Below are 20,415 nucleotides of genomic sequence, written 5' to 3' on the forward strand. Positions count from 1 at the left end.
AGCCCGCAGGCCGATTTCAACGGTCTGCGGGCTTATTTTTGCGGTTTTACCCAAAATACCGCCGCAAATGCGCAAGCGCCTTGACAATTCCTTCCTGCTCCTTGGCCAGCGTCCCCCAGAAGCGGTGATCTTCCAGCTCGATACTGATCGCGCCTTGATAGCCAAGACGATCCAGACGCACAGCGATTTTGCTCCACTCGACAGCGCCGTGTCCGGGAATTGTGTAGCGCCACGAGCCTTCGGAGAACCCGTATTTGGCTCCGAAAGTCGCCGGCAAGGAGCCGCATGCATATAACTCGTCATGCAGAATCTCCGTATCTTTGCCATGACAATGATGAATGCGATCGCCAAATTCCGTCAATGCGCGCAAATAATCAATCCCTAACCGCACCAGATGCGACGGGTCATAGTTCAAGCCGAAGTACCGCGACGGAATCGCTTCGAACATCGCGCGCCACATCTCCGGCGTACAGCCGATCGTCGGATAATGCGGAGCGGGACCCGGCCAGCCTTCGATGGCGATATAGACGCCTTCGTGCTCCGCATGGCGGATCAGCTCCGGGAAGGTGTCCTTCCAAATCGCGAAGCTTTCATGCCGCGGGATTGTGACATCTTCCGGCACGAGGCACATGAACAGCACGTTCCCGCCGAGTGCGGCGACCTCAGTCATCTGCTGCTTGAGCGCCTCTGCAGCTTGCTCGCGCCGGGCGTCATCCTTGCTCAGCAGCGGTCCGTTATGAATCGCATCCACTGATCCGATCCCGATGCCGCTTGCCTCACAAATCTGTTTAACTTCCGCATTCAGCACCGGGACGTCCAGCACATCCAGCCCTGCTTCCGCTGCCCAGCGGGCGACCTGCTCCATCCCTTCGGCGCGAAGATGCGGCGGAATGCGCATACCAATTGGCCATGTCATCGCGCGCTCTCTCCTTCAACTTTTTCATGAAGTAACGGCTCATATCCGGCAGCACAATAGATCATCTCCGTGAGCTTCACAACTTTCAGGGCAAATGTTCCCGGAACCTTCACTTCATGGCGGCCAAGAATGGCATCGATGAAGCTCTTATCCTGGTTTGTCGTTTGCTTCGGCAGCTCAGGGACAATCGGCTTCTGTCCCAATCGGCGGATCGTAATGGAGCCATTGTCGTAGAAGATGCCGCCCTTCTCTCCGCAGAATACGTACGTTTCATGCCAGCACGGCGCATAACCGACGATATTCAACCCGGCGACAGCGCCTTCAGCAAAGCGGATGGATGTGAACGAGTCAATCTCCACCGGTGCACCTTGCATATGCAGATTCGGTTTCACTTCAAGCGGTGTCAACCCTGTCGTCCACAAAAGCATATCAACGATATGGCTGCCGGAGTCCATCAGCATACCGCCTCCCGAGAGCGATGGCACCTGCCGCCACAAGCCGGTCGTTCCCTGCTTCCATTCCTGATACAACGAAGCGGTGACCGAAGTCAGCTTGCCAATTTCACCGCTGGCGATCGCCTCGCGAATGTATAGAAATTCCGGCTGAAAATGGCGCTGATAAGAGACCTGCATCACTTTTCCGGACTGCTCCGCCGTCTTGATCAATTGCTCCGCTTCCGCGGATGAGCAGGTCATCGGCTTTTCGATCAGCACATGCAGCCCCATTTGCAGCGCATCAGTCGCCTGCCGGAAGTGCAGCGTATGCGGAGAACAAATGACGACCGCATCCAGCTCCGCTTCCTCCAACATTTGCGCATAGTCAGTAAAATGCAAAACGTCGGGGAGATCAAATTGGACTGCGAATTTAGCCCTGTTGGCCTCGCTTGTATCGCAAAGTGCAACAATCTCAACTTCTGGAAGCTCTTGCAGCTGTCGGCCGTGCAAATGGGAAATTCCACCGGTGCCAATCATGCCTATCCGAATATGACTCATTGAATGAGTGCCTCCTTATTTAATTCCAGAAAATGTAATTCCGCGAATAAATGCTCTTTGCACCAAGAAATAAAGCAAGATAATGGGCAGAGTGATCATGACCAGCGTTGCCATCATCATTTGCCATTCGGCGCCATGCTGCGACTTGAACGCCTGCATGCCCAGCATAAGCGTGTACTGGCTCTCTTCGGACAAATAGATCAGCGGGCCTTGATAATCCGTCCAGCTGCCCATGAATTGAAACAGTGCAATTGTCAGCAAAGCGGGACGGCACAGCGGAAGCATAATTTGTCCGTAAATGCGCAGCTCTGAAGCTCCATCGATCCGGGCGGCGTCTTCCAGCTCTTTCGGCAGCCCCATGAAAAACTGGCGAAGCAAAAAGATGTAGAACGGCGCTCCGAAAAATGCCGGCAGCCACAGCGGAATATTCGTCCCGACCCAGCCGAAGTTTTTGAACGCGATAAAGATCGGAATCATGGTCACCTGGTAAGGCAGCATCATGACGATGAGGGTGATGGCGAATAACGGTTTGGACCCTCGCCATGGAATTCTAGCCAAGCTGTAGGCGACGAGCGGGCAGGAAAATAAGACGGCGAATGTTGATAAGCCTGCAATGAACAGCGTATTCGATAAATATTTGTAGAATGGAATGTAATCCAGTGCAGCTGGGTAGTTGCTCCACATCATCTCGCTCGGTATCCAGACCGGCGGCCATTGAAACAGCTCGCTGTTTGATTTCAAGGATGTGGATACCATCCATAAGAACGGAGACAGAAAGAAAGCGCCTATCGCAATGAGCACCAAATGGGCAAATAGCCTTTGAACAATTCCAAGTCGGTTGCTCCCCATGAACATGACCCCCTATTCTTTTCCTTGATAATGGACCCAACGCTTCTGAGTACTGAATATAAGCGCTGTCAATGCGACCACAATCAAGAACAGAATCCAGGCCATGGCCGAAGCATACCCCATCTTCAAATAGCCGAAGCCGTTCGTGTACAAATACATCACGTAGAACATCATGGAGTTGGCAGGCGTGCCTTGTCCGTTCGTGAGCATGAAAGGCAGCACGAAGTTTTGCAAAGCGCCGATCGTGCCCATGATCAAGTTAAAGAAGATGACGGGCGTCAACAGCGGCAAGGTGATCGTCTTCGTGCGCTGCCAGGCACTGGCTCCATCCACGTTGGCGGCATCGTAGTAATCCTGAGGGATATCTTGCAGACCTGCCAAATAAATGACGACCGCCTGCCCGGTTCCCCATAAGCTCATCAGAATGAGCGATGGCTTCGACCATGTCTCACTTCCAATCCAGGGCGGACCATCAATACCTATTTTTTCCAACCAAAAGTTCACAAGCCCGAACTGCGGATTCAGCAGCCATAGCCAGATGATGGTCGTGGCTACAGGCGGGACTAGGCTGGGGATGAAGAAGAGCGTACGGTATATGCCCTGACCACGTATTTTCAAGTTCAAGAGCAGGGCTAATCCTACGCCGACGGCTACGCTTAGCGGAACAAAAATAACCGTATAGTACAAGGTATTATAAATACTGATCCAGAATACCCGGTCATGAATAAGATCGATATAATTTTTCAAGCCGATAAAATCGCCGGACTCCAGGATGCTATAAGTCGTCAGGCTGTAATAAGCGGACATGACAAGCGGGTAGGCGTGAAAAAGCAGCAGGCCGAGAATCCAAGGCAAGGCAAAGATGAAGCCGAACAGTGAGATCTTTTTTTCGAAGCGAGTCTTTTTCACCTTCACGGCGCCTGCAGAAGCCGTTAGCGTTGAAGCCGGATTATCCGTATCGGTCACAGTCAATCGGCTCCCTCCTAGTTGCCTATTTTCGCAAGTTCCGCATCGACATTCTTCTTCACTTCGTCCAGAAGCGCTTGTGGCTCGCCTTTGCCGTGTATGGCCAAATCCTGCACACGATTCGCTTCATTCCACAGGAATGCGCCTACGGGCGAAACAGGACGCGTATAAGCGGTAGGCATCAAATCCAGGAATACTTTCAAGTTGGGGTTTTCAGATAGCTTCATCTCATCGTTCACGTTAGGCATCGCCGTAATATCGTAGCCTGCCTTCGGACGTTTTGCCCACAGCAGTGTACCTTCCTTATGGGCAACAAACTTGATAAATTCCCATGCTTCTTGCTCATGCTTGGAGCCTTTCGGCATCACGTACGACCAGCCGCCCGCCCATGTCACGGATTTATTGCCTTCAGCAGCAGGCATTGGCGCTACGCCCCAATCAAAGTTCAACTTATATTTGGCCAAATCGTTCAAGATCCAGTTGCCGTCGAACTCAAATCCAACTTTGCCCGTCCAGAACGGATTCATGCCCGTCTGCCCCATCGCATCAGAGAAGCTTGTCAAGTTAGCGATATCATATTTTTTGGCATAACCCGCCATCCAAGCGAGCGCTTTCACGTTTTGCGGATCGTTCGGCGTCAAATTATGGTTGCTGTCCTCCCATTTTCCGCCCCAATTCCAAGCTTGCGTATAGAAATAGCCTTGATTCATCCACGGGATGAAACCAACTTGCGAATATTTATTGCCACTGCCCTTTTTGAATATTTTTTCCGCCATTTGATCCAATTCTTCGATCGTTTGCGGCGGTTTATTCGGGTCAAGCCCGGCCTCTTTCATTAACGTTTTGTTATAATACATTCCGCGATTGTCCGTACCCCACGGCAGTGCGTACACTTTATCTTTGTAGACGACTTCCGACCAAAGGCCTTTATAGTAATCATCCGGCGTGATTCCACTGCTCTTCACGAAGCTGGATAAATCCGTCAATGAACCTTTGGCCGCCCAGGAACCGATAAGGAACCGGTCAAATAAGGCAACGTCAGGCGGATTGCCGCCGGCAATAGCGGTTAAGAGTTTATCCGAAGCTTGCGTCTGGCCTGTCGTCTCGACGAATGTCATTTTCACTTTTATATTCGGATGCTCTTTTTCAAACACGTCAACGACATTAGCTTTGAAATCTTTTTGATAATCTCCGCCCCAAGGGAACCAAAAATCAATCGTAACGGGGCCATTCTTGCTTGTTGAAGCATTGGGCGAGCTATTCTGTGTACTATTCGAATCTGCGCTCTTGCCGCCAGGACTGCTGGAAGCGGTGTTCGACGAACTGCAGCCAGATATGGCCAACGTGATCGCCAGCGTAGCCGTACAGGGCAATGCCACTAGTTTGTTACGGTTCCAACCTTTAGAACTCTTCTCATTGTTCATAAAGATCCTCCTTTTTGGGTGTAATCGCTCGAAAGCTTATCTTCATTGTAGGCGCTTACATACCTCCTATTTAACGAGGGAATTTTTGTTTTTAGTGTATTATTTTTGTTTCGTTCGGGAGGCAATCTCTTATCTTAGCGGGAGAATCAGCGTTACCTTCGTGCCAACGCCAGCTGTGCTCTCGATGTAAAGGCCCGATTCTTTACCATAGGTAAGCTTGATTTGTGAGTTAATATTTCTCAAGGCAAAATGCTGCCCCTCGCTTCCATCTTCACGCGACATCGCTTCCTCCAGTTCCATCAGCTTGGTGGCCTCAATGCCGATACCGTCATCTTCAACTTCAAAAAATAAGATATGGTCCTCCATGATCCAGCGAATATGAAGCCGCCCGCTTCCCCGTTTATTTTCCAATCCGTGATAAATCGCATTTTCCACCAGAGGCTGAAAAACGAATTTCAACACCCGATAGTTTAGCAACGACGGGTCCATCTGCATCGTGACATGGAATTTGTCCTGATACCGCACTTTTTGAATTGCCAAATAGCTCTCCAACAATTCTGCGCTTTCCCTGATCGTCACGAAATCATTGCCTTCACTTAAGCTGATCCGCAAATACTTGGATAAGCCAAAAATCATCGTGCTGATCTCGTCCACTTTGTGAATGCGGGCGATCCAATGAATCGAATCCAACGTATTGTACAAAAAGTGGGCATTGATTTGCGAAGCCATCATTTTCAATTGAATTTCTTTTTTCAGCAGCTTTTGCACGTAGACCTCATTAATAAGCTCATTAATTCTCGACACCATTTTATTGAAGCTGCGATACAGCATACCGAATTCATCGCTGCGCTCATCGGCAATCTGCACCTCGAAATCGCCATCACGAGCCTTGCCCATTGATCTCATTAGCACGCGCACCGGTTTGTGCATCTGTTTGGCTACCAGCAGCGCCAGGGCGGTCGCAACCAAACTAAAGCCAATGACCAAATAAATCGTGTAATAACCGATTTCTCTGGAATCGCTGATCAAATTATGAATCGGCGCGATGCCAACCAGCCGCCAATGATTGATTGTCAATTGATCATACACGACCATCGCTTCTTCACCTTCGACCGAATCGGTCAAATACCCGCTATGAATCGCCGGTAGCTTGACGCCGAGCGGTCTCATGTTTTGCGTGCCATTCCCGTCCGCCATGATCGTATTGTCTGTGTCAACGATATACGTTGTACCCTGCGCTTGAAAATCCACTTCCGATAAAAACTGCTGAATCGGCGCTGGATCAAATTCCATAATTAGGATGCCAAGCGTCTGGTCGAGATTATCAAAATTTTTGATCGCTCTGCCCAGCACGAACACAGGTTTTTGGATCTCATCCGTGTTCGTTTGGATCAGCGGGGTGCGAATGCCGTACCATACGATTTGACCGTTTGCAGCACGAATTTGTTGGTACCAATCTTCGGACTGCTGCTCTTTGCTGACGACTGGAAGCTCCGTAAAGCCCCCATTCACGAACCGATACGACGCGCTGCGCTCACCCAGGATGTAGATGCTCAACGTATCATTTTTCACATTGACGAGATTGGAAAGAAACTGGGAAATTAGCTGGTTATTATAGCTTTGATCATAGCTATCTTGATATTTACCGATAATGCCTTTTTGGATTTCCTTATTCCCAAATACAAGTAACGACCGGTTGACATATTCGTTCAACATTAATTCCAAACGGCGGTCTGCCTGCTGCACGGTTTGCCAAGCGACTTGCGACACTTTAGAGCTGATGATGTCATTCGCTTTGTGATAAGACAAATAACCCATGAGGACGATTGAAGCCGACATACTGACAAAAAATAAAATAAACAATTTATAGCCGACTGACCGCCATTTCAAATACGAATGAAGATTCATGCCGAGTCCTCCCCGATCCGTTTACTTCTTCCCCACATCCCGGTATTGAGCAGGAGTCATGCCCTCTTGCTCCTTGAAGAGCTTGACGAAGTGCCGGAAATCTTGATATCCAACTTGCTCCGCTACCTCATAAATTTTCAGTGTAGTCATCTTCAACAGCTCCTTGGCCTTGCTCGTGCGGAGCCGAATCAGATATTTGCTGAACGTTTCCCCTGTCTTCTCATGAAAAAGCTTGCTGAAATACGAAGGATTCAAATACAAATGTTCAGCAACCTGATTCATTGTCAAAGGTTCTGTAAAATGTTTTGCCGTAAAATCCATCGCCAGCTCCACAAATCTATTTCGGTTGCCCCGTTCATGCACATAAAGTGCATCCTCGCTTGCTTGAACGGCCTCACGAAAAGCGGCATGCAGCTTCGTTATGTCGCAGTTGCGGCTCATCCCGACATTAATGCCGATTCCCAGATAGGTCCGGCAAGCTTTGATAAAAGTTTCCATCGCCGCTTGTCCGATTTCTTGGCTGGCTGGTGAATGAAGGAGCGCGAGATCCGCATCTCCGCAATGATCCAAAGGGCATGTCAACATAGAAACATCGGCCACTTGTGCGAATTCCGCTTTCGCGAAATTGCCGATGGCCCGTCGGAGAGCATAATGATCCTTCGCATTCTCAGCATGCGGTCCCCAATCATACACTTTCATGATCATGACTTGAAGATGGTTGGGATCAAGCCGAAAGTGCAATTGGTCCCACAATTTGACATTCCGCTCGTTTGAAGCACTTTCATTCAAGAGCATTGTCTCCACATATTGCTGCCTTGCCAGCGGTAAGCTTTCCCTCATGCGTGCTGACATTTGCGCGATTTCATCCTGTTCATGATTCTCTCGCTGAATTTGCGCTATACATTGGCGCACGACCTCGAGAACTTGCGTTTCCTCAATCGGTTTCAGCACGTAATCGGCCACTCCAAACCGCATCGCTTTCTGCGCGTAGCTGAATTCACTGTAACCACTAATAATAATGAATTTGCAAAGCAGTTGGCGCGCCTTGACCGCTTCAATGAAGGCCAGCCCGTCCATCCTCGGCATCTTGATATCCGTAATAATGATATCCGGTACCTGTGTATCCAGGAAGGCCAGCGCCTCCTCTCCATCTTCCGCATCCCCCAGTACTTCAACCCCTTCCGCCTGCCAATCAATCGTAGTGCGCAGCCCTTGCCGAACCCACCTTTCATCATCAACGATTAATAAAGAGTACATGACCATGCTCCTTTCCCATGTTCAAGCTGCAACAATGACTTTTACCAAGATGACTATCATCATTTTCCCATACTTTACAATAATATGGTAGGTTTTAAAAGGAACGTTCATTCGATATCATCATCTTTGCAGACGGAACTTTGTGCAGAGAGCAGTGAAACAGCATGCAAAAAAGCTGCCCGAAGTCATCAGCGATGACTTGCCAGGCAGCTTTTTAATTACTCATTGGCCGAAGTTTCTATCAATTTGTGCCGATACCATTTGTCCCCATGGAAGCGCATCATGAAAATAAATCCACGCATGCCCCATTCAATATTCATAGCCAGCCATACGCCGATAATGCCGAAGTGGAAGACGATCCCCAGCAAGTAGCCAAGAACGATCCGGAACAACCACATGGAAAGCATCGAAGTCACCGATGTAAACTTGGAATCTCCTGCAGCTCTTAACGCAGATGGCAGCAAGAAGCTGATCGGCCACAAAGGTATTTGGGCGATGGCGCAAATTAGCACCACAATGAAGATGCTGTGCACAATTTCCGCTGGTGGGTGAAATAGGCCCACAATCGGTTTAAATAGCGGAAAAACGATCATAGCCATCATGACAAAGGAGATCGACGACAACCAGAGAAACGATCGCGTGAATTTGCGGGCATCCTTTATATTTTGCCGTCCGATACATTGACCGATTACGGTAACCGTAGTCAGCTGCAGCGCACCCGATGGAATCTGTAACACACCGGCAAGCGATGAAGCAATAGCATTGACGGCCATGGCATGTGTACCGAGACTGACGATAAAGACTTGCGTTAAAATTTTGCCCCCGTTAAAAAACATTTGCTCCGCAGCAAACGGGAGTCCAATAAACAAAATCTTTTTCAGTGTTGCATAATGAAAATGGATGATATCCTTGATTTGGATATGCAGACTCGTATCGATTCTTGTTAAATAGACGAGCGCGAATGCCGCAGCCCCAAAACGGGATATATTCACCGCCAGGTTCATCCCATGGACACCCATATGGAGCATGTTAATGAAGACGACATTCAAGATCAGATAAGTCACGTTCATAATTAAGGAAAGCACCAAAGAGCCTCTGCTCTTCCCGATTCCCCGCAGCGCACCGCATACCGCTTCCACGATGGCGATGCCGAGGTAGGAAATGCTGCTGCCAATCAGATAGATCTTGGCATTGGCGAATACGTCCGCTTCCGCTGCTCCAAACAATAATTTCAGGATCGGATTGTGAAGTACGATCAACACAAGGCTGATACATAGCGCCATCAAGGCTACGGACGATACCGAGCATGCAGCCGCTCTGGAAACCATTCGCTCATTCCCGCTCCCTTTATATTGAGCGACGACAACCGTCCCCCCGGTCGAGAGTGCGACAAACACGCTGATCAGAAACATATTCAACGAATCGACCATGTTCACAGCGCTGATCGCTGCCACGCCCGACGAACTGATCATCGCCGAGTTAAACAAGTTGAGGCAAGTAATAAAAGCCTGATCAATGAGTATGGGCACAAATAACGTGTAAATTTGCCGATAGTCGATAGATTCGCCCGTCAAATGCCGGTTCAAAATGCCTTGCATGCGAACTTTCAATAATGGAGGATTCATAGCGTCACTTTCTTATGTGAGAAGCATTTTTTTATTTACTATAACACATTAAAATGAAGGATGAATGATTTTTTCCAATTTTCTCGCATGATAACATAGACGTTGCCACAAGAGGAGGCGTGTAGGCTATGAAAGAGAAAGAATCAGGATTGACGTTTGGGATCTATCCATTAGGCGTCGCAGGAACGCCAACAGGTTTGGCAGTCGGCCCCCAGGATGATTATGAGAAGATCCAGGCTGCGCTGCAAGACCTTCGTGTAAGCGATAAAACGCTGCACGCGAGAAATTATGTCATCTATTACGGCCCCGATTCCGAAGGCCGGATGCTGGCAGCTGCAGAGCGGTATGCGCAAGGCGGCGTAATGACTGATCTTACCGTAGGATGCCTGCAGGAACCGGACATCGATCTGGAAGGCTGGCTTGGCTTTATCCGTAAGTTGCTTCGCAATCATGGGTCCCAGTTGACATCGCTGCAAATTACGAATGAACCGAACTTATCGTTCATGGACGGTTCCAAGCCCTATGTCCTGCAAGCTTTAGTGGAAGGCGTCGTTGCCGCTAAAGCGGAAGTTACGCAGCTGAATCTACAAGATCGCGTCCAGATCGGGTTCGGTTCCGTCCCGGAAAGCGCTGTAACCCTCCCTCATTTTTGGGAAAATCTCGCTAAGCTTGGCGGCGAACGTTTCATTCGTTCTGTGGACTTTGTCGCACACAATTTTTATGTCGACGTATTTGACGAGAATCCGCTGGAGCTCAGCGAAGTTCCTGCTGCTGTGGAGCGCACACTGCGGCAGTTTCGTGAAAAAGATTTAACTATCCTCGGTTTGCCGGCCCATGTACCAATACGGGTAACAGAAAACGGCTGGCCGACAGGCAAAAATCCTTTTAACCCCGTCGAACGATCTTACGAACGCCAAACACACGTTCTGGAATCGGTCATTCGTACCGTCTATCGCTTGCGGAATGAACTGAATATCACGCATTACGAGCTATTTGGGCTGCGGGATGCGGATAGTGCCAAGGACGATCTCTTCCACCAATTTGGGATCGTGCGTGACGATTATTCGCCGAAGCCTGCGTACGACACGTTCAAAAAGCTCATTCAAGAGTTGGGCAAGTAAATAAAGCCGTAGTCCAGGGCGTGTGCCGGTAGGACTGCGGCTTTTTCATAGACTTACTTTCTCCGCGCCAGTTCAGCGCTCACTTCCTGCAAAAGCTGCGTATAGTCAAAACTGTCTGGCGTCGTTGTCTCAATTTCGCGGATTGTCCCGCCGATGCTCAAGGGAGTAAGATCCCCCTGCAGGAGCCGCTCTTTATTTCCTTCCTGCTCAATCCATGACAGATCGCTATGACTCGCATGGCGGCCCACCGATCCGATTCTTTCGTGAAAACGCCGCAGCAGCACTTCCCCATTCGCTCGGCATACGATTTGCAACGGTTCAAACGGGTAGGCTTGCTGCAATTGAAGCAGTTCCGCGCTGCGTATTTCCGGGCGACCAAAAAATCCCTCGATCATCACCGGTTGGCCCGCTGCCAACACCGTTCCAGCCGAAGCGTACATCATCGTAAAAGCGGCAGGCGCCAAAAGCGGCGGACAACCGTTGCTTGGACAGTCCATCGCATCGAATAAGGTTTCATAGATACGGTCCCGGGAAAACAGCGGCACATGCAAGTCATGCGCAAGCCGATTCGCGAGCGTCGACTTTCCGGCGCCGGGAAGGCCATTGACGATGATGAATAAAGGTTGTGCCAACGTTATCGACTCCTCGTATTCAGCCATTGCAGTTCTGCAGGCTTCAGTGGAATTCCGAAATATGTCAGTAATGCCGAACTATATTCCTCTTTGGTTTGCGGGCTGAAAGTCTGCACCCCATCGGCGGTAAAGATGCGGAACTCACCGTCAGCGACGGTGACACGACCTTCTGGCGTGCGAATAGCCACCATTTCAATTTGGGTAAAAATGGAATCCAGCGCATGCTCACACCAGTACGATGCCATCGTGAAATCCCTCGCCAGCTGAGGCTCCTCGGTAAACGAATAGATGCGCTGCCAGGAGCCGCTCTTTTCCTCGCAAAGCACCCAGCCAAAAAACGCATCGACCTCCAGGCGATAAGTTTCCGCTCCTTGCTGTTGCACGCGCCCCTCTTCCAAGGCGATTGGCCTTCGCGGAACAATACCGCCAACCCCGACATCGCAAAGAAAGCTCGTGCCGGACGCCTCGACCTTCAAGACATGATGACGGCGTTTCGGCGGCGGATTAGGCTCGTCCCGCCAAAACCGGCCGAACAGATTGGTGACCGGGTAGTTCAACTCGCGCAGCAGCCAGCCAAACAGCGCATTGAGCTCAAAGCAATAGCCCCCGCGTCGGCGCAGCACGATTTTACGATACAAATCTTCCTGCGCAAGCGAGAGCGGAATCTTGTTTAATATATCCAAATTCTCATAGGGTACCGCATGCAAATGCCGCTCCTGCAATTCGGCTAAAACTTCCGCACTGCCATCCAACGGGCCGTGATAGCCGATGCGATCTAAATAGGCAAGCACTTCCGGCTTGAGCTGTTCTCGGTCAAGTTCAATCACACATCATCTTCCCCTCACTAAGAAATATCGAACAAATGTACGGCGCCAAGGAGCCCCGCACTGTCGCCTAATGTTCCTATACAAATCTGCGGACAGGCGGTTTTGGAAAAATAACCATCCTCCAGCACAGCGCGAATCGGGGACAGCAAGATCTCACCTGCGGCCGCCACCCCGCCGCCAATGATCACAATATCAGGATTAAGCAGGTAGATCGCGGAAAGCAATTTTTGCCCCAGCATCGTTGCCACCTGACGGAAAACTCCAAGTGCGACCGCATCCCCCTGCAAACAGGCTTGAAACACCTCGTGAGCCGTCAACTGTTCAGGGTTACCGCCTTGAGCAAGTGTCGTCGTTTCACCGGCGTGAACAGCGTCCTTCGCTATACGGGCAATCCCGGTAGCGGACGCCACCGTCTCCAGACACCCCGTCTTGCCGCAATTGCACCGATAGGCAACGCCCGGCACGGGATCATGGCCGATCTCGCCGGCGTGCCAGGCGCCGCCCCTGATCAGCCGCCCGTCCGCGATAATGCCGGCGGCAAGACCGGTGCCGAGCGTCAGGCAGACGATGTTGCGGAAGCCTTGGCCAGCGCCTGCAAGCGCCTCGCCCAGCGTGTAAGCTCGAACATCGTTTTCGATTTTAACTGGCACGCCTAGTCTTCCGCGCATCGCTGCCGCGAGCGGGACGTCGTGCCAGCGCATATTGGACGCGCGGATGACGATTCCGCACGTCGTATCGACTTGGCCCGGCACGCCGATGCCGACTTTGGCCAAGCAGCCGCTGCCGCCGATCGACTCGGCTAACTTGACGATCGCTTCGTGTAAGCGTTCGTAAAACGCCTCAGGGTTGTTCGTCCATTCCCGCTCGGGGGAAGCACTTAAAAATGTCGGTATCGTTGTTTTGGCCAGCAAGTTGCGCTGGCTGTCGAACAAGCCGATAACCGTATTCGTCCCGCCGATATCGATTCCCGCATCGATTGGCATCCGCTGCTCATCGGCCATACACTTTCTTGCCTTTCACAAATGTAGAATGAATGTCCCAACGAGCATCGGTAACAAGAAAATCGGCATCTTTGCCGGGTGCAATCGAGCCTTTGCGCTCACTGACGCCGATTTGCCGCGCAGGCACCTCTGTCAAGGATGGCAGGATTGCCTCTGGCGGAAGTCCAGTAAATTCCAGCATGTTGCGGAACGCTTGGATCGTCGTCAGTGTGCTGCCGGCCAAGCTCGAACCGTCAAGCAATGTAACGGTTCCGTTCTCCACTTTGACATGACCGTAGATGCCATCCGGCATCCCCGCGCAGCGAACTGCATCGGTGATCATACACACGTTCGCCGCGCCTTTGGTCTGGAACAGAAATTTGGCTGCCGCCGGATGCACATGGATCCCGTCTGCGATCAATTCTGTCGTCAGCTGCGGCAGCATGAGCCCTGCACCGGCGACGCCCGGTTCGCGATGGTGAAACGGGCTCATGCCGTTGAAGTGGTGTGTCGTATGGCGGGCTCCTAGCGCCACTGCTTCACACACCTCTTCATACGTGGCATTGGAATGACCGATGGAGACTGTGATCCCGCGCTCAATGAGCCAGCGAACGGTTTCCATGCCTCCTTCGACCTCCGGCGCCAGCGTCACCAGCTTGATGTGATCCTCCGCTGCAGCGAGAAATAGCGCGAGTTCGTCGCGCTGCGGCAGACGAATGTAGTCGCGCTTTTGCGCGCCGCTGCGCTTGAAGTCGATGTATGGGCCTTCCAGATGAATGCCCAGCACTTCCGCGCCGCTGACGCCCTGATTGATGCCGGCTGCCGCATTGGCAAGTGCCCGGCACAGGCGATCCTGGGCGTCGGTCCCCGTCGTCGCCAGGAACGATGTGGTGCCATGCGCCGCGTGATAGCGGCTCATACCGTCTAAGCCTTCGTACGTGCCGTCCATCATCTGATGCCCGCCGCCGCCATGCACATGCACATCGATAAAACCAGGCAGTACCGTGCAGCCGGTTAAATCGACGATGTCCACGCCATCTGGCAGTGCGAGTTCGATATCCCCGACAGCCACGATAGCGCCTGCTTGATTGACAATCATCCGTCCCTCTTGCAGGACGCCTTGGGGTGTATACACGGTTGCGTTGATATAAGCGGTCAACTGATCTTCCATGAGCTTAACTCCACTCCTCTGCAGACGTGTTGGAAAAGCACTCTCTCCCTATCTATATCTTCGATAGGCAGCTTCTTATTCCGGCGAGTATGATCATCATGCTCAGGCTCATACAGCGTTATTTATTAATTGGCTTATCATGGAAAAAAACCTTTCTATCCGCAGAGGAAATTTGAAAAAAAGCTCGCTGCACCGAGCAAACCCTTCACAGCGTTTGCCCGCTATCCACTGTAATGATCTGCCCCGTCATCGCCTCCTGCTCCAGCGCTGCGCAGATGAATTGAGCAATATCCTCTAGCGTAGAGATCTGCTGGAGCAGCAAATTCGGAGCGAGGCGCTGCATTTGTTCCTCTCTACCCGCCCACCATCTGGTGGCAACAGCGCCAGGAACGACACAGTTGACTCTAATCTGAGGGGCAAGCGCACGTGCCAGCGATTTGGTCATGCCGTGTACGGCCGCTTTGGAGACTGCATAAGGTAGCGATGACCCGGACCCGGTTGTGCCCGCGATACTCCCCAGGTTGACAATAGCTCCTCCGTGCGGGTTATTTTGCATATAAGGCGCGACGGCTCTCGCACAGTGAAACATGCCCTTTACATTGACGCTAAAAATATCGTCCCAAATATCCTCGGTTGCCGCCTCCAAATCATCCAGCGGAATATGCCGGGTAATACTGGCATTATTCACCAGCAAATCGATTGTCCCGAACTGTTCCGCCAGCGTACTGGCCATCTTCCTAACTTCCATGTCCTTGGCAACGTCAGCTTGTAGGGCAATTGCCCGTCCGCCCTCACGGAGAATTCGTTCCACTGTCTCTTCCGCTTCGGATGCAGATCGGGAATAGTTCACCCCGACGGCAGCTCCGCGCTTGGCAAGCTGAAGAGCAGTCGCCCGACCGATCCCAGTCCCTCCCCCGGTAACTAGTGCTACTTTATTAGCTACATGCATAAGATCGCCTCCATAAATGTGTGAATACATTCATTTTAAAGGAGATTTAAATTTCTGTATAATTGAATTAAATGAATCCATAGTTCAAAATTTTTGAACAACCACGCACACAAGGAGGCCAACCACGCATGGATTTAAAAACTTTAGAAACTTTTCATCTTATCGTGAAACATGAAAGCTTCCACCGCGCAGCTGAGGAATTGAATTATGCGCAATCCACCGTGACGATGCAAATTCAAAAGCTGGAAGCCACGCTAGGTGTCCAACTCCTTGAACGCGGCAAAAGCTTCCGCTTAACGGAAGCAGGACGGCTGTTCTATGAGCAAAGCCAAGAGATCATTCAGCGCATGAAGCAGCTGACGGCCGATATGACAGATATGCAGCATGGCGAAGCGGGAACCGTTCGTTTAGGTGTGACAGAGCCAACCGCCAGCCACCGGTTGCCTCCGCTCATCCGCCGATTCATCACACGCTATCCGCGCATACGCATCTCTTTAGATATTGCCAGTACACCTGCGCTAGCGGAATCATTGCTGCAAGGGCGGCTTGATTTTGCTATATGTTCGCCGCCGGACGTAGGTACGGAGCTTTATTTTGAGCCGCTATTTCTTGAAAAGTTCGTCGCCCTCTTACCTGAACACCATCCGCTAAGCGCACTGGAAGCTGTTGAACCGCAGCATCTTCAAGGGCACCGGTTACTCATTACGTCAGCCATATGCCCTTATAGACGAAAGCTGGAAATGATCCTGCAGGAAGCAGGGCCGATTTCCGTAGAAACGATGGAAATTGGCAGTATGACAGCATTAAAAAGCTATGTTGCAGCGGGCTTAGGTATGGCACTAGTTCCAGAAATCCTCTTGCATCCTATGCCGCCTGGCACAACAGCGCGCTCCATCAGCGGCCCGCAGATCGATCTGTTGTCAGGATTGATGCGCAAGACCGGCAATCTATCGCCGGCATCAGCGAAACTGTACCATTTTCTCAAACAGGAGCTTCTTCCCTAGCTCGAGAACATCGAGAACAAATTCTCTACCGTCATTCGTCCAAACGCAAACAAGCTGCCTCCAACGTCCAAAAGACGCGGTGACAGCTTGCAATGGTTATGCGTGGAAATCTTGACCTGAACGAACTTCTTTGACATAACCCGCACGGATGACGAAATCACCAAAATGCTCGTTATCTAAACGTTCCTTCGCATATTGATTCACAATCGGCTGCAGGGATTCGAGAATCTCCGCTTCGCCAATGTTTTCTTTATAAAGCTTGTTCAAACGGTTTCCGGTATGTCCGCCGCCCAAATACATATTGTATTTGCCTGGCGCCTTACCGATGAAGGCAATTTCCGCCAGCATTGGACGCGCGCAACCGTTCGGGCAGCCCGTCATCCGGATGACGATCTCTTTGTCACGCAGACCGGCTTCATCCAACATCGGCTCGATCTTCTCAATCAGTGTCGGCAAGTATCGCTCCGACTCCGCCATAGCCAGACCGCAAGTCGGCAGCGCCACGCAAGCCATCGAGCTTCTGCGCAGTGCCGAATAATAGTTGCCGTCCGTGAGACCGTAAGCTTGAATCAAAGCTTCGACCTGCTCCTTCTTATCTGCACTCACATTGCCGATGACAAGGTTTTGGTTCGCTGTCAATCTGAAATCTCCCGTATGCACTTTGGCAATTTCCCGGAGGCCAGTCATCAGCTGATAGTTCTCTTCATCCTTCACGCGGCCGTTTTGGATAAACAGCGTGTAATGCCAGCTGCCGTTGCTGCCTTCCACCCAACCATAACGGTCACCATTATGATCAAAATGGTAAGGACGCGCTTCTTCCAGCTGCCAGCCCAGGCGCGATTGCAATTCCCCGATGAACCATGCAATACCGCGGTCATCGATCGTATATTTGAAGCGGGCATGCTTCCGCACCGAACGATCCCCGTAATCCCGTTGAATCATCACGGTCTTCTCGGCCAAATCAACGGCTTGTTCCGGCTTGATGAAGCCGATCACTTGCGCGACCTGAGGATACGTCAGCGGATCGCCGTGAGACATCCCCATTCCGCCGCCGACGGTTACGTTGAAGCCGGCCAAGCGGCCGTTCTCAACAATCGCGATGAACCCAAGATCTTGCGAGAATACATCGACATCATTGGATGGCGGAACAGCAACACCGATTTTGAACTTACGCGGCAAGTATACAGGACCATAGATCGGTTCTTGTTCCACGCCTTCTAAGCTGTCCACTACTTTTTCCCCGTCCAGCCAAATTTCATGGTAGGCTTTCGTACGAGGATCCAGATGATCGCTGATCCGGCTAGCCCACTCATACACTTCGGCATGGACATCGGATTGGTACGGATTCGGATTGCACATCACGTTACGGTTAACGTCGCCGCAAGCAGCCAGCGTGCTCAGCATCGCATCGTTGACTTCGCGGATCGTCTGTTTCATGTTCCACTTAATAATGCCATGCAGTTGGAAAGATTGACGCGTCGTCAAACGAATCGTGCCGTTGGCATATTTCTGCGAGACGTCGTCCATCATCAACCACTGCGCAGGCGTTACGATACCGCCGGCTGCGCGCACGCGCAGCATGAATTGATAAGCAGGCTCGAGCTTCTGCTTAGCCCGTTCATTCCGCAAGTCACGGTCATCCTGCATGTAACTGCCGTGAAACTTCATCAAGCGGTTATCATCCTCGGGGATGGATCCGGTGATGCGATCTTTTAACGTTTCTTCTAAGCTGCCCCGCAAGTAATTGCTTCGAATCTTGATTTCCTCAACATCGCTATGTGGCGCACTATTCTTGGAAAGCAAATTATTTTCAGACATGTTGCCCTCACCCCTCTAGTGATCGATCTTAGGGATATATGATCTTAATAAACATCCCGTTGATAACGTTTTTGCTGTTGCATACGAGTCAAATATTCCGCAGCTTCTTCCGCACTGAAGCCGCCTTCCTGCTCTATAATTGTTGCCAATGCGCGATGTACGTCATGCGCCATTTTCTTTTCGTCGCCGCACACGTAAATATGTGCTCCTTCTTGCAGCCATTTATAGAGGTCCGCACTCTTCTCCAGCATTCTGTGCTGCACATAAACCTTCTGATCCGTGTCTCGGGAGAAGGCAACGTCCATGCGCGTCAGCACGCCGTTTTTCAGCCATTTTTGCCATTCTACCTGGTACAGGAAGTCTGTGGAGAAATGCTGGTCACCGTAGAACAGCCATGTACTTCCAGTAGCGCCCGTCTCTTCACGCTCGCCGAGGAACGCTCGGAAAGGAGCAACACCGGTACCAGGCCCGATCATAATGACAGGCGTTTCCGGATTGTCAGGAAGCTTGAAATTCGGGTTGTTTTGAATATAGACCGGCAGTTTGTCGCCCGCCGCGATGCGCTCGGCAAGATGTACGGAGCACACGCCGTAACGCTCTCTTCCGAGGGATTCGTAACGCACCGTGCGCACAGTCACGTGCACTTCATCAGGGAATGCTTTGGAGCTGCTTGCAATAGAGTACAAGCGAGCTGGCATTTTTCGCAATATCGAGACGAAATCTTGAGTCGCTACACCTTTGAAGGAGTAATCCTGCACCAAGTCCAACAGATCGCGACCGGACAGGTACGACTTCAATTCCTGCTCGCGTCCTGCCGCTAGCAGTTCTTGCAGACCTTTATCCGGGCTTAATTTGGCAGCTTGCTCCAGCAGTGGCTTTGTCAGCACCGAGATCTCAAAATTGCGCAGCAGCGCCTCTTGAAGCGGCAGTTTGTCACCATTTTTATTCACGGCCACCAGTTCATCCGCATTCCAAGCCAGCGCTTGGATCAATTCCTCAACGAGACGCGGGTGGTTTTCTGCGTAGATTCCCAAGCAATCGCCAGGTTCATACTGCAAATTCGATCCTTCCAAAGAGATCTCCACATGACGGGTTTCGCGATCAGATCCGCGACCGTTCAAATTTAAATTCTCCAAAACTTCCGCTTGAAACGGATTCGTTCTAGAAAACTCGGATTCACCGCCGCTTTCCACGCTCGATATATTGCCGCCTACTGCCGCCGGAGCTGAAGTTGCTTCGCTCAAGGATGCGAGCACCTGATTCATCCACTCTGCTGCGGACTCATCGAAATCCACATCGCAGTCGATACGTGGGCTTAAGCGCTTAGCGCCAAGTTCTTCCAGTCTTTGATCGAAATCTTTGCCTGTTTTACAGAAAAACTCATAGGACGTATCCCCCAGCGCGAGTACGGAAAATTGCAGATCTTCCAGCTGAGGCGCTCTTTTGCTGTGAAGAAACTCGTGAAACGAAAGCGCGTTATCCGGTGGGTCGCCTTCACCGTGCGTACTGACGACGATGAGCAGGTTTTTCACTTTCTTTAAGTTATTCGGTTTAAAATCGCCCATGGAAGCAAGCGTAACTTGAAAGCCGAGCTGCTGAAGTTTTGCGGTCATTTTTTTGGCCAAACCTTGGGACTTGCCTGTTTGTGAGCCGAAAAGGACCGTCACTTCCTTGGAAACCGCAGGCGCGCCGCCTGCTGGTGCCGCGCTTGGCACGCCGCCAGGAATTGCAGCCGCTGCTGCGCCTTGAGGAGCAGACAGGTACCCGCTCAGCCAGATTCGTTGATGATCTGATAATGTAGGTAACAAACGATTCAGCAATTCTACTTGATCCTGATTAAAGGGGCTGTTCACGACTTGAAGTACCAAATGTATCCACCTCTCATAGCTTGCCAATAATATTAAATCCTAGTATTCGCATCTTATTTAATTCACTCTCTTGAAGCTATCACAGTTGTCGAAAAGGGTCAATTAGAA

17 protein-coding genes are annotated in these 20,415 nt (G+C 51.0%); 2 read left to right on the forward strand and 15 right to left on the reverse strand.

Annotated elements, in window-relative coordinates:
* Positions 1–46 precede the first annotated feature (46 nt).
* The 8 genes from O9139_RS08920 to O9139_RS08955 form a co-directional block, all read right to left on the reverse strand.
* The gene (locus O9139_RS08920; protein ID WP_270879112.1) at positions 47–916 is read right to left on the reverse strand and encodes a sugar phosphate isomerase/epimerase family protein; all 870 of its coding nucleotides are present in this window, start codon (positions 914–916) and stop codon (positions 47–49) included.
* The gene (locus O9139_RS08925; RefSeq protein ID WP_270879113.1) at positions 913–1,908 is read right to left on the reverse strand and encodes a Gfo/Idh/MocA family protein; all 996 of its coding nucleotides are present in this window, start codon (positions 1,906–1,908) and stop codon (positions 913–915) included. Before O9139_RS08925 ends, O9139_RS08920 begins: the two co-directional genes overlap by 4 nt.
* Positions 1,909–1,923: 15 nt before the next feature.
* Positions 1,924–2,757, reverse strand: a complete 834-nt coding sequence (locus O9139_RS08930; protein ID WP_270879114.1) for a carbohydrate ABC transporter permease — start codon at positions 2,755–2,757, stop codon at positions 1,924–1,926.
* 12 nt (positions 2,758–2,769) lie between these two features.
* Positions 2,770–3,723 carry a carbohydrate ABC transporter permease gene (locus O9139_RS08935; RefSeq protein WP_270879455.1) on the reverse strand — a complete coding sequence of 318 codons (954 nt, stop codon included), beginning with the start codon at positions 3,721–3,723 and terminating at the stop codon, positions 2,770–2,772.
* Between the two features lie 17 nt (positions 3,724–3,740).
* Positions 3,741–5,147, reverse strand: coding sequence for an ABC transporter substrate-binding protein (locus O9139_RS08940; protein WP_270879115.1), 1,407 nt, complete (start codon positions 5,145–5,147; stop codon positions 3,741–3,743).
* 129 nt (positions 5,148–5,276) lie between these two features.
* Positions 5,277–7,055 (reverse strand): cache domain-containing sensor histidine kinase, encoded by a 1,779-nt coding sequence (locus O9139_RS08945; RefSeq protein WP_270879116.1) that lies wholly within the window; start codon positions 7,053–7,055, stop codon positions 5,277–5,279.
* Positions 7,056–7,076: 21 nt separating this feature from the next.
* Entirely contained in the window at positions 7,077–8,312 is a 1,236-nt protein-coding gene (locus O9139_RS08950) for a response regulator (protein WP_270879117.1), read from the reverse strand.
* A gap of 218 nt (positions 8,313–8,530) precedes the next feature.
* Positions 8,531–9,937, reverse strand: a complete 1,407-nt coding sequence (locus tag O9139_RS08955) for an MATE family efflux transporter (RefSeq protein ID WP_270879118.1) — start codon at positions 9,935–9,937, stop codon at positions 8,531–8,533.
* A 128-nt stretch (positions 9,938–10,065) separates the two neighbouring features.
* Here O9139_RS08955 and O9139_RS08960 point away from each other — a divergent pair, with 128 nt between their 5' ends.
* Positions 10,066–11,058 carry a hypothetical protein gene (locus tag O9139_RS08960; protein WP_270879119.1) on the forward strand — a complete coding sequence of 331 codons (993 nt, stop codon included), beginning with the start codon at positions 10,066–10,068 and terminating at the stop codon, positions 11,056–11,058.
* A gap of 53 nt (positions 11,059–11,111) precedes the next feature.
* On the opposite strand, the gene O9139_RS08965 is transcribed toward O9139_RS08960, so the two are convergent.
* The 5 genes from O9139_RS08965 to O9139_RS08985 all read right to left on the reverse strand — a co-directional run bounded on the left by O9139_RS08965 (position 11,112) and on the right by O9139_RS08985 (position 15,617).
* A complete protein-coding gene (locus O9139_RS08965; RefSeq protein WP_270879120.1) occupies positions 11,112–11,690 on the reverse strand; it encodes an AAA family ATPase in 579 nt (192 codons plus the stop codon).
* Between the two features lie 2 nt (positions 11,691–11,692).
* Complete coding sequence (locus O9139_RS08970; protein ID WP_270879456.1) at positions 11,693–12,514, reverse strand: arylamine N-acetyltransferase family protein; 822 nt, start codon at positions 12,512–12,514, stop codon at positions 11,693–11,695.
* A 20-nt stretch (positions 12,515–12,534) separates the two neighbouring features.
* Positions 12,535–13,518 (reverse strand): ROK family protein, encoded by a 984-nt coding sequence (locus O9139_RS08975; RefSeq protein ID WP_270879121.1) that lies wholly within the window; start codon positions 13,516–13,518, stop codon positions 12,535–12,537.
* On the reverse strand, positions 13,508–14,668 hold the full coding sequence (nagA, locus tag O9139_RS08980; protein ID WP_270879122.1) for an N-acetylglucosamine-6-phosphate deacetylase: 1,161 nt from the start codon (positions 14,666–14,668) through the stop codon (positions 13,508–13,510). The genes O9139_RS08975 and nagA overlap by 11 nt, the downstream gene beginning before the upstream one ends.
* 205 nt (positions 14,669–14,873) lie before the next feature.
* A complete protein-coding gene (locus O9139_RS08985; RefSeq protein WP_270879123.1) occupies positions 14,874–15,617 on the reverse strand; it encodes an SDR family NAD(P)-dependent oxidoreductase in 744 nt (247 codons plus the stop codon).
* A gap of 128 nt (positions 15,618–15,745) precedes the next feature.
* Between O9139_RS08985 and O9139_RS08990 the strand changes: the two genes are divergently transcribed.
* Entirely contained in the window at positions 15,746–16,621 is an 876-nt protein-coding gene (locus O9139_RS08990; protein ID WP_270879124.1) for a LysR family transcriptional regulator, read from the forward strand.
* 96 nt (positions 16,622–16,717) lie between these two features.
* Here O9139_RS08990 and cysI read toward each other — a convergent pair whose 3' ends face one another.
* Together cysI and O9139_RS09000 are read right to left on the reverse strand one after the other, a co-directional pair.
* Positions 16,718–18,439, reverse strand: coding sequence for an assimilatory sulfite reductase (NADPH) hemoprotein subunit (gene cysI / locus O9139_RS08995; RefSeq protein ID WP_270879125.1), 1,722 nt, complete (start codon positions 18,437–18,439; stop codon positions 16,718–16,720).
* A 44-nt stretch (positions 18,440–18,483) separates the two neighbouring features.
* Positions 18,484–20,307: an assimilatory sulfite reductase (NADPH) flavoprotein subunit gene (locus O9139_RS09000; RefSeq protein ID WP_270879126.1), complete on the reverse strand. Its 1,824-nt coding sequence runs from the start codon at positions 20,305–20,307 to the stop codon at positions 18,484–18,486.
* Positions 20,308–20,415: the final 108 nt, after the last annotated feature.

The sequence above is a fragment of the Paenibacillus aestuarii genome (genome assembly GCF_027789125.1).
Classification (GTDB): Bacteria; Bacillota; Bacilli; order Paenibacillales; family NBRC-103111; genus Paenibacillus_E; species Paenibacillus_E aestuarii.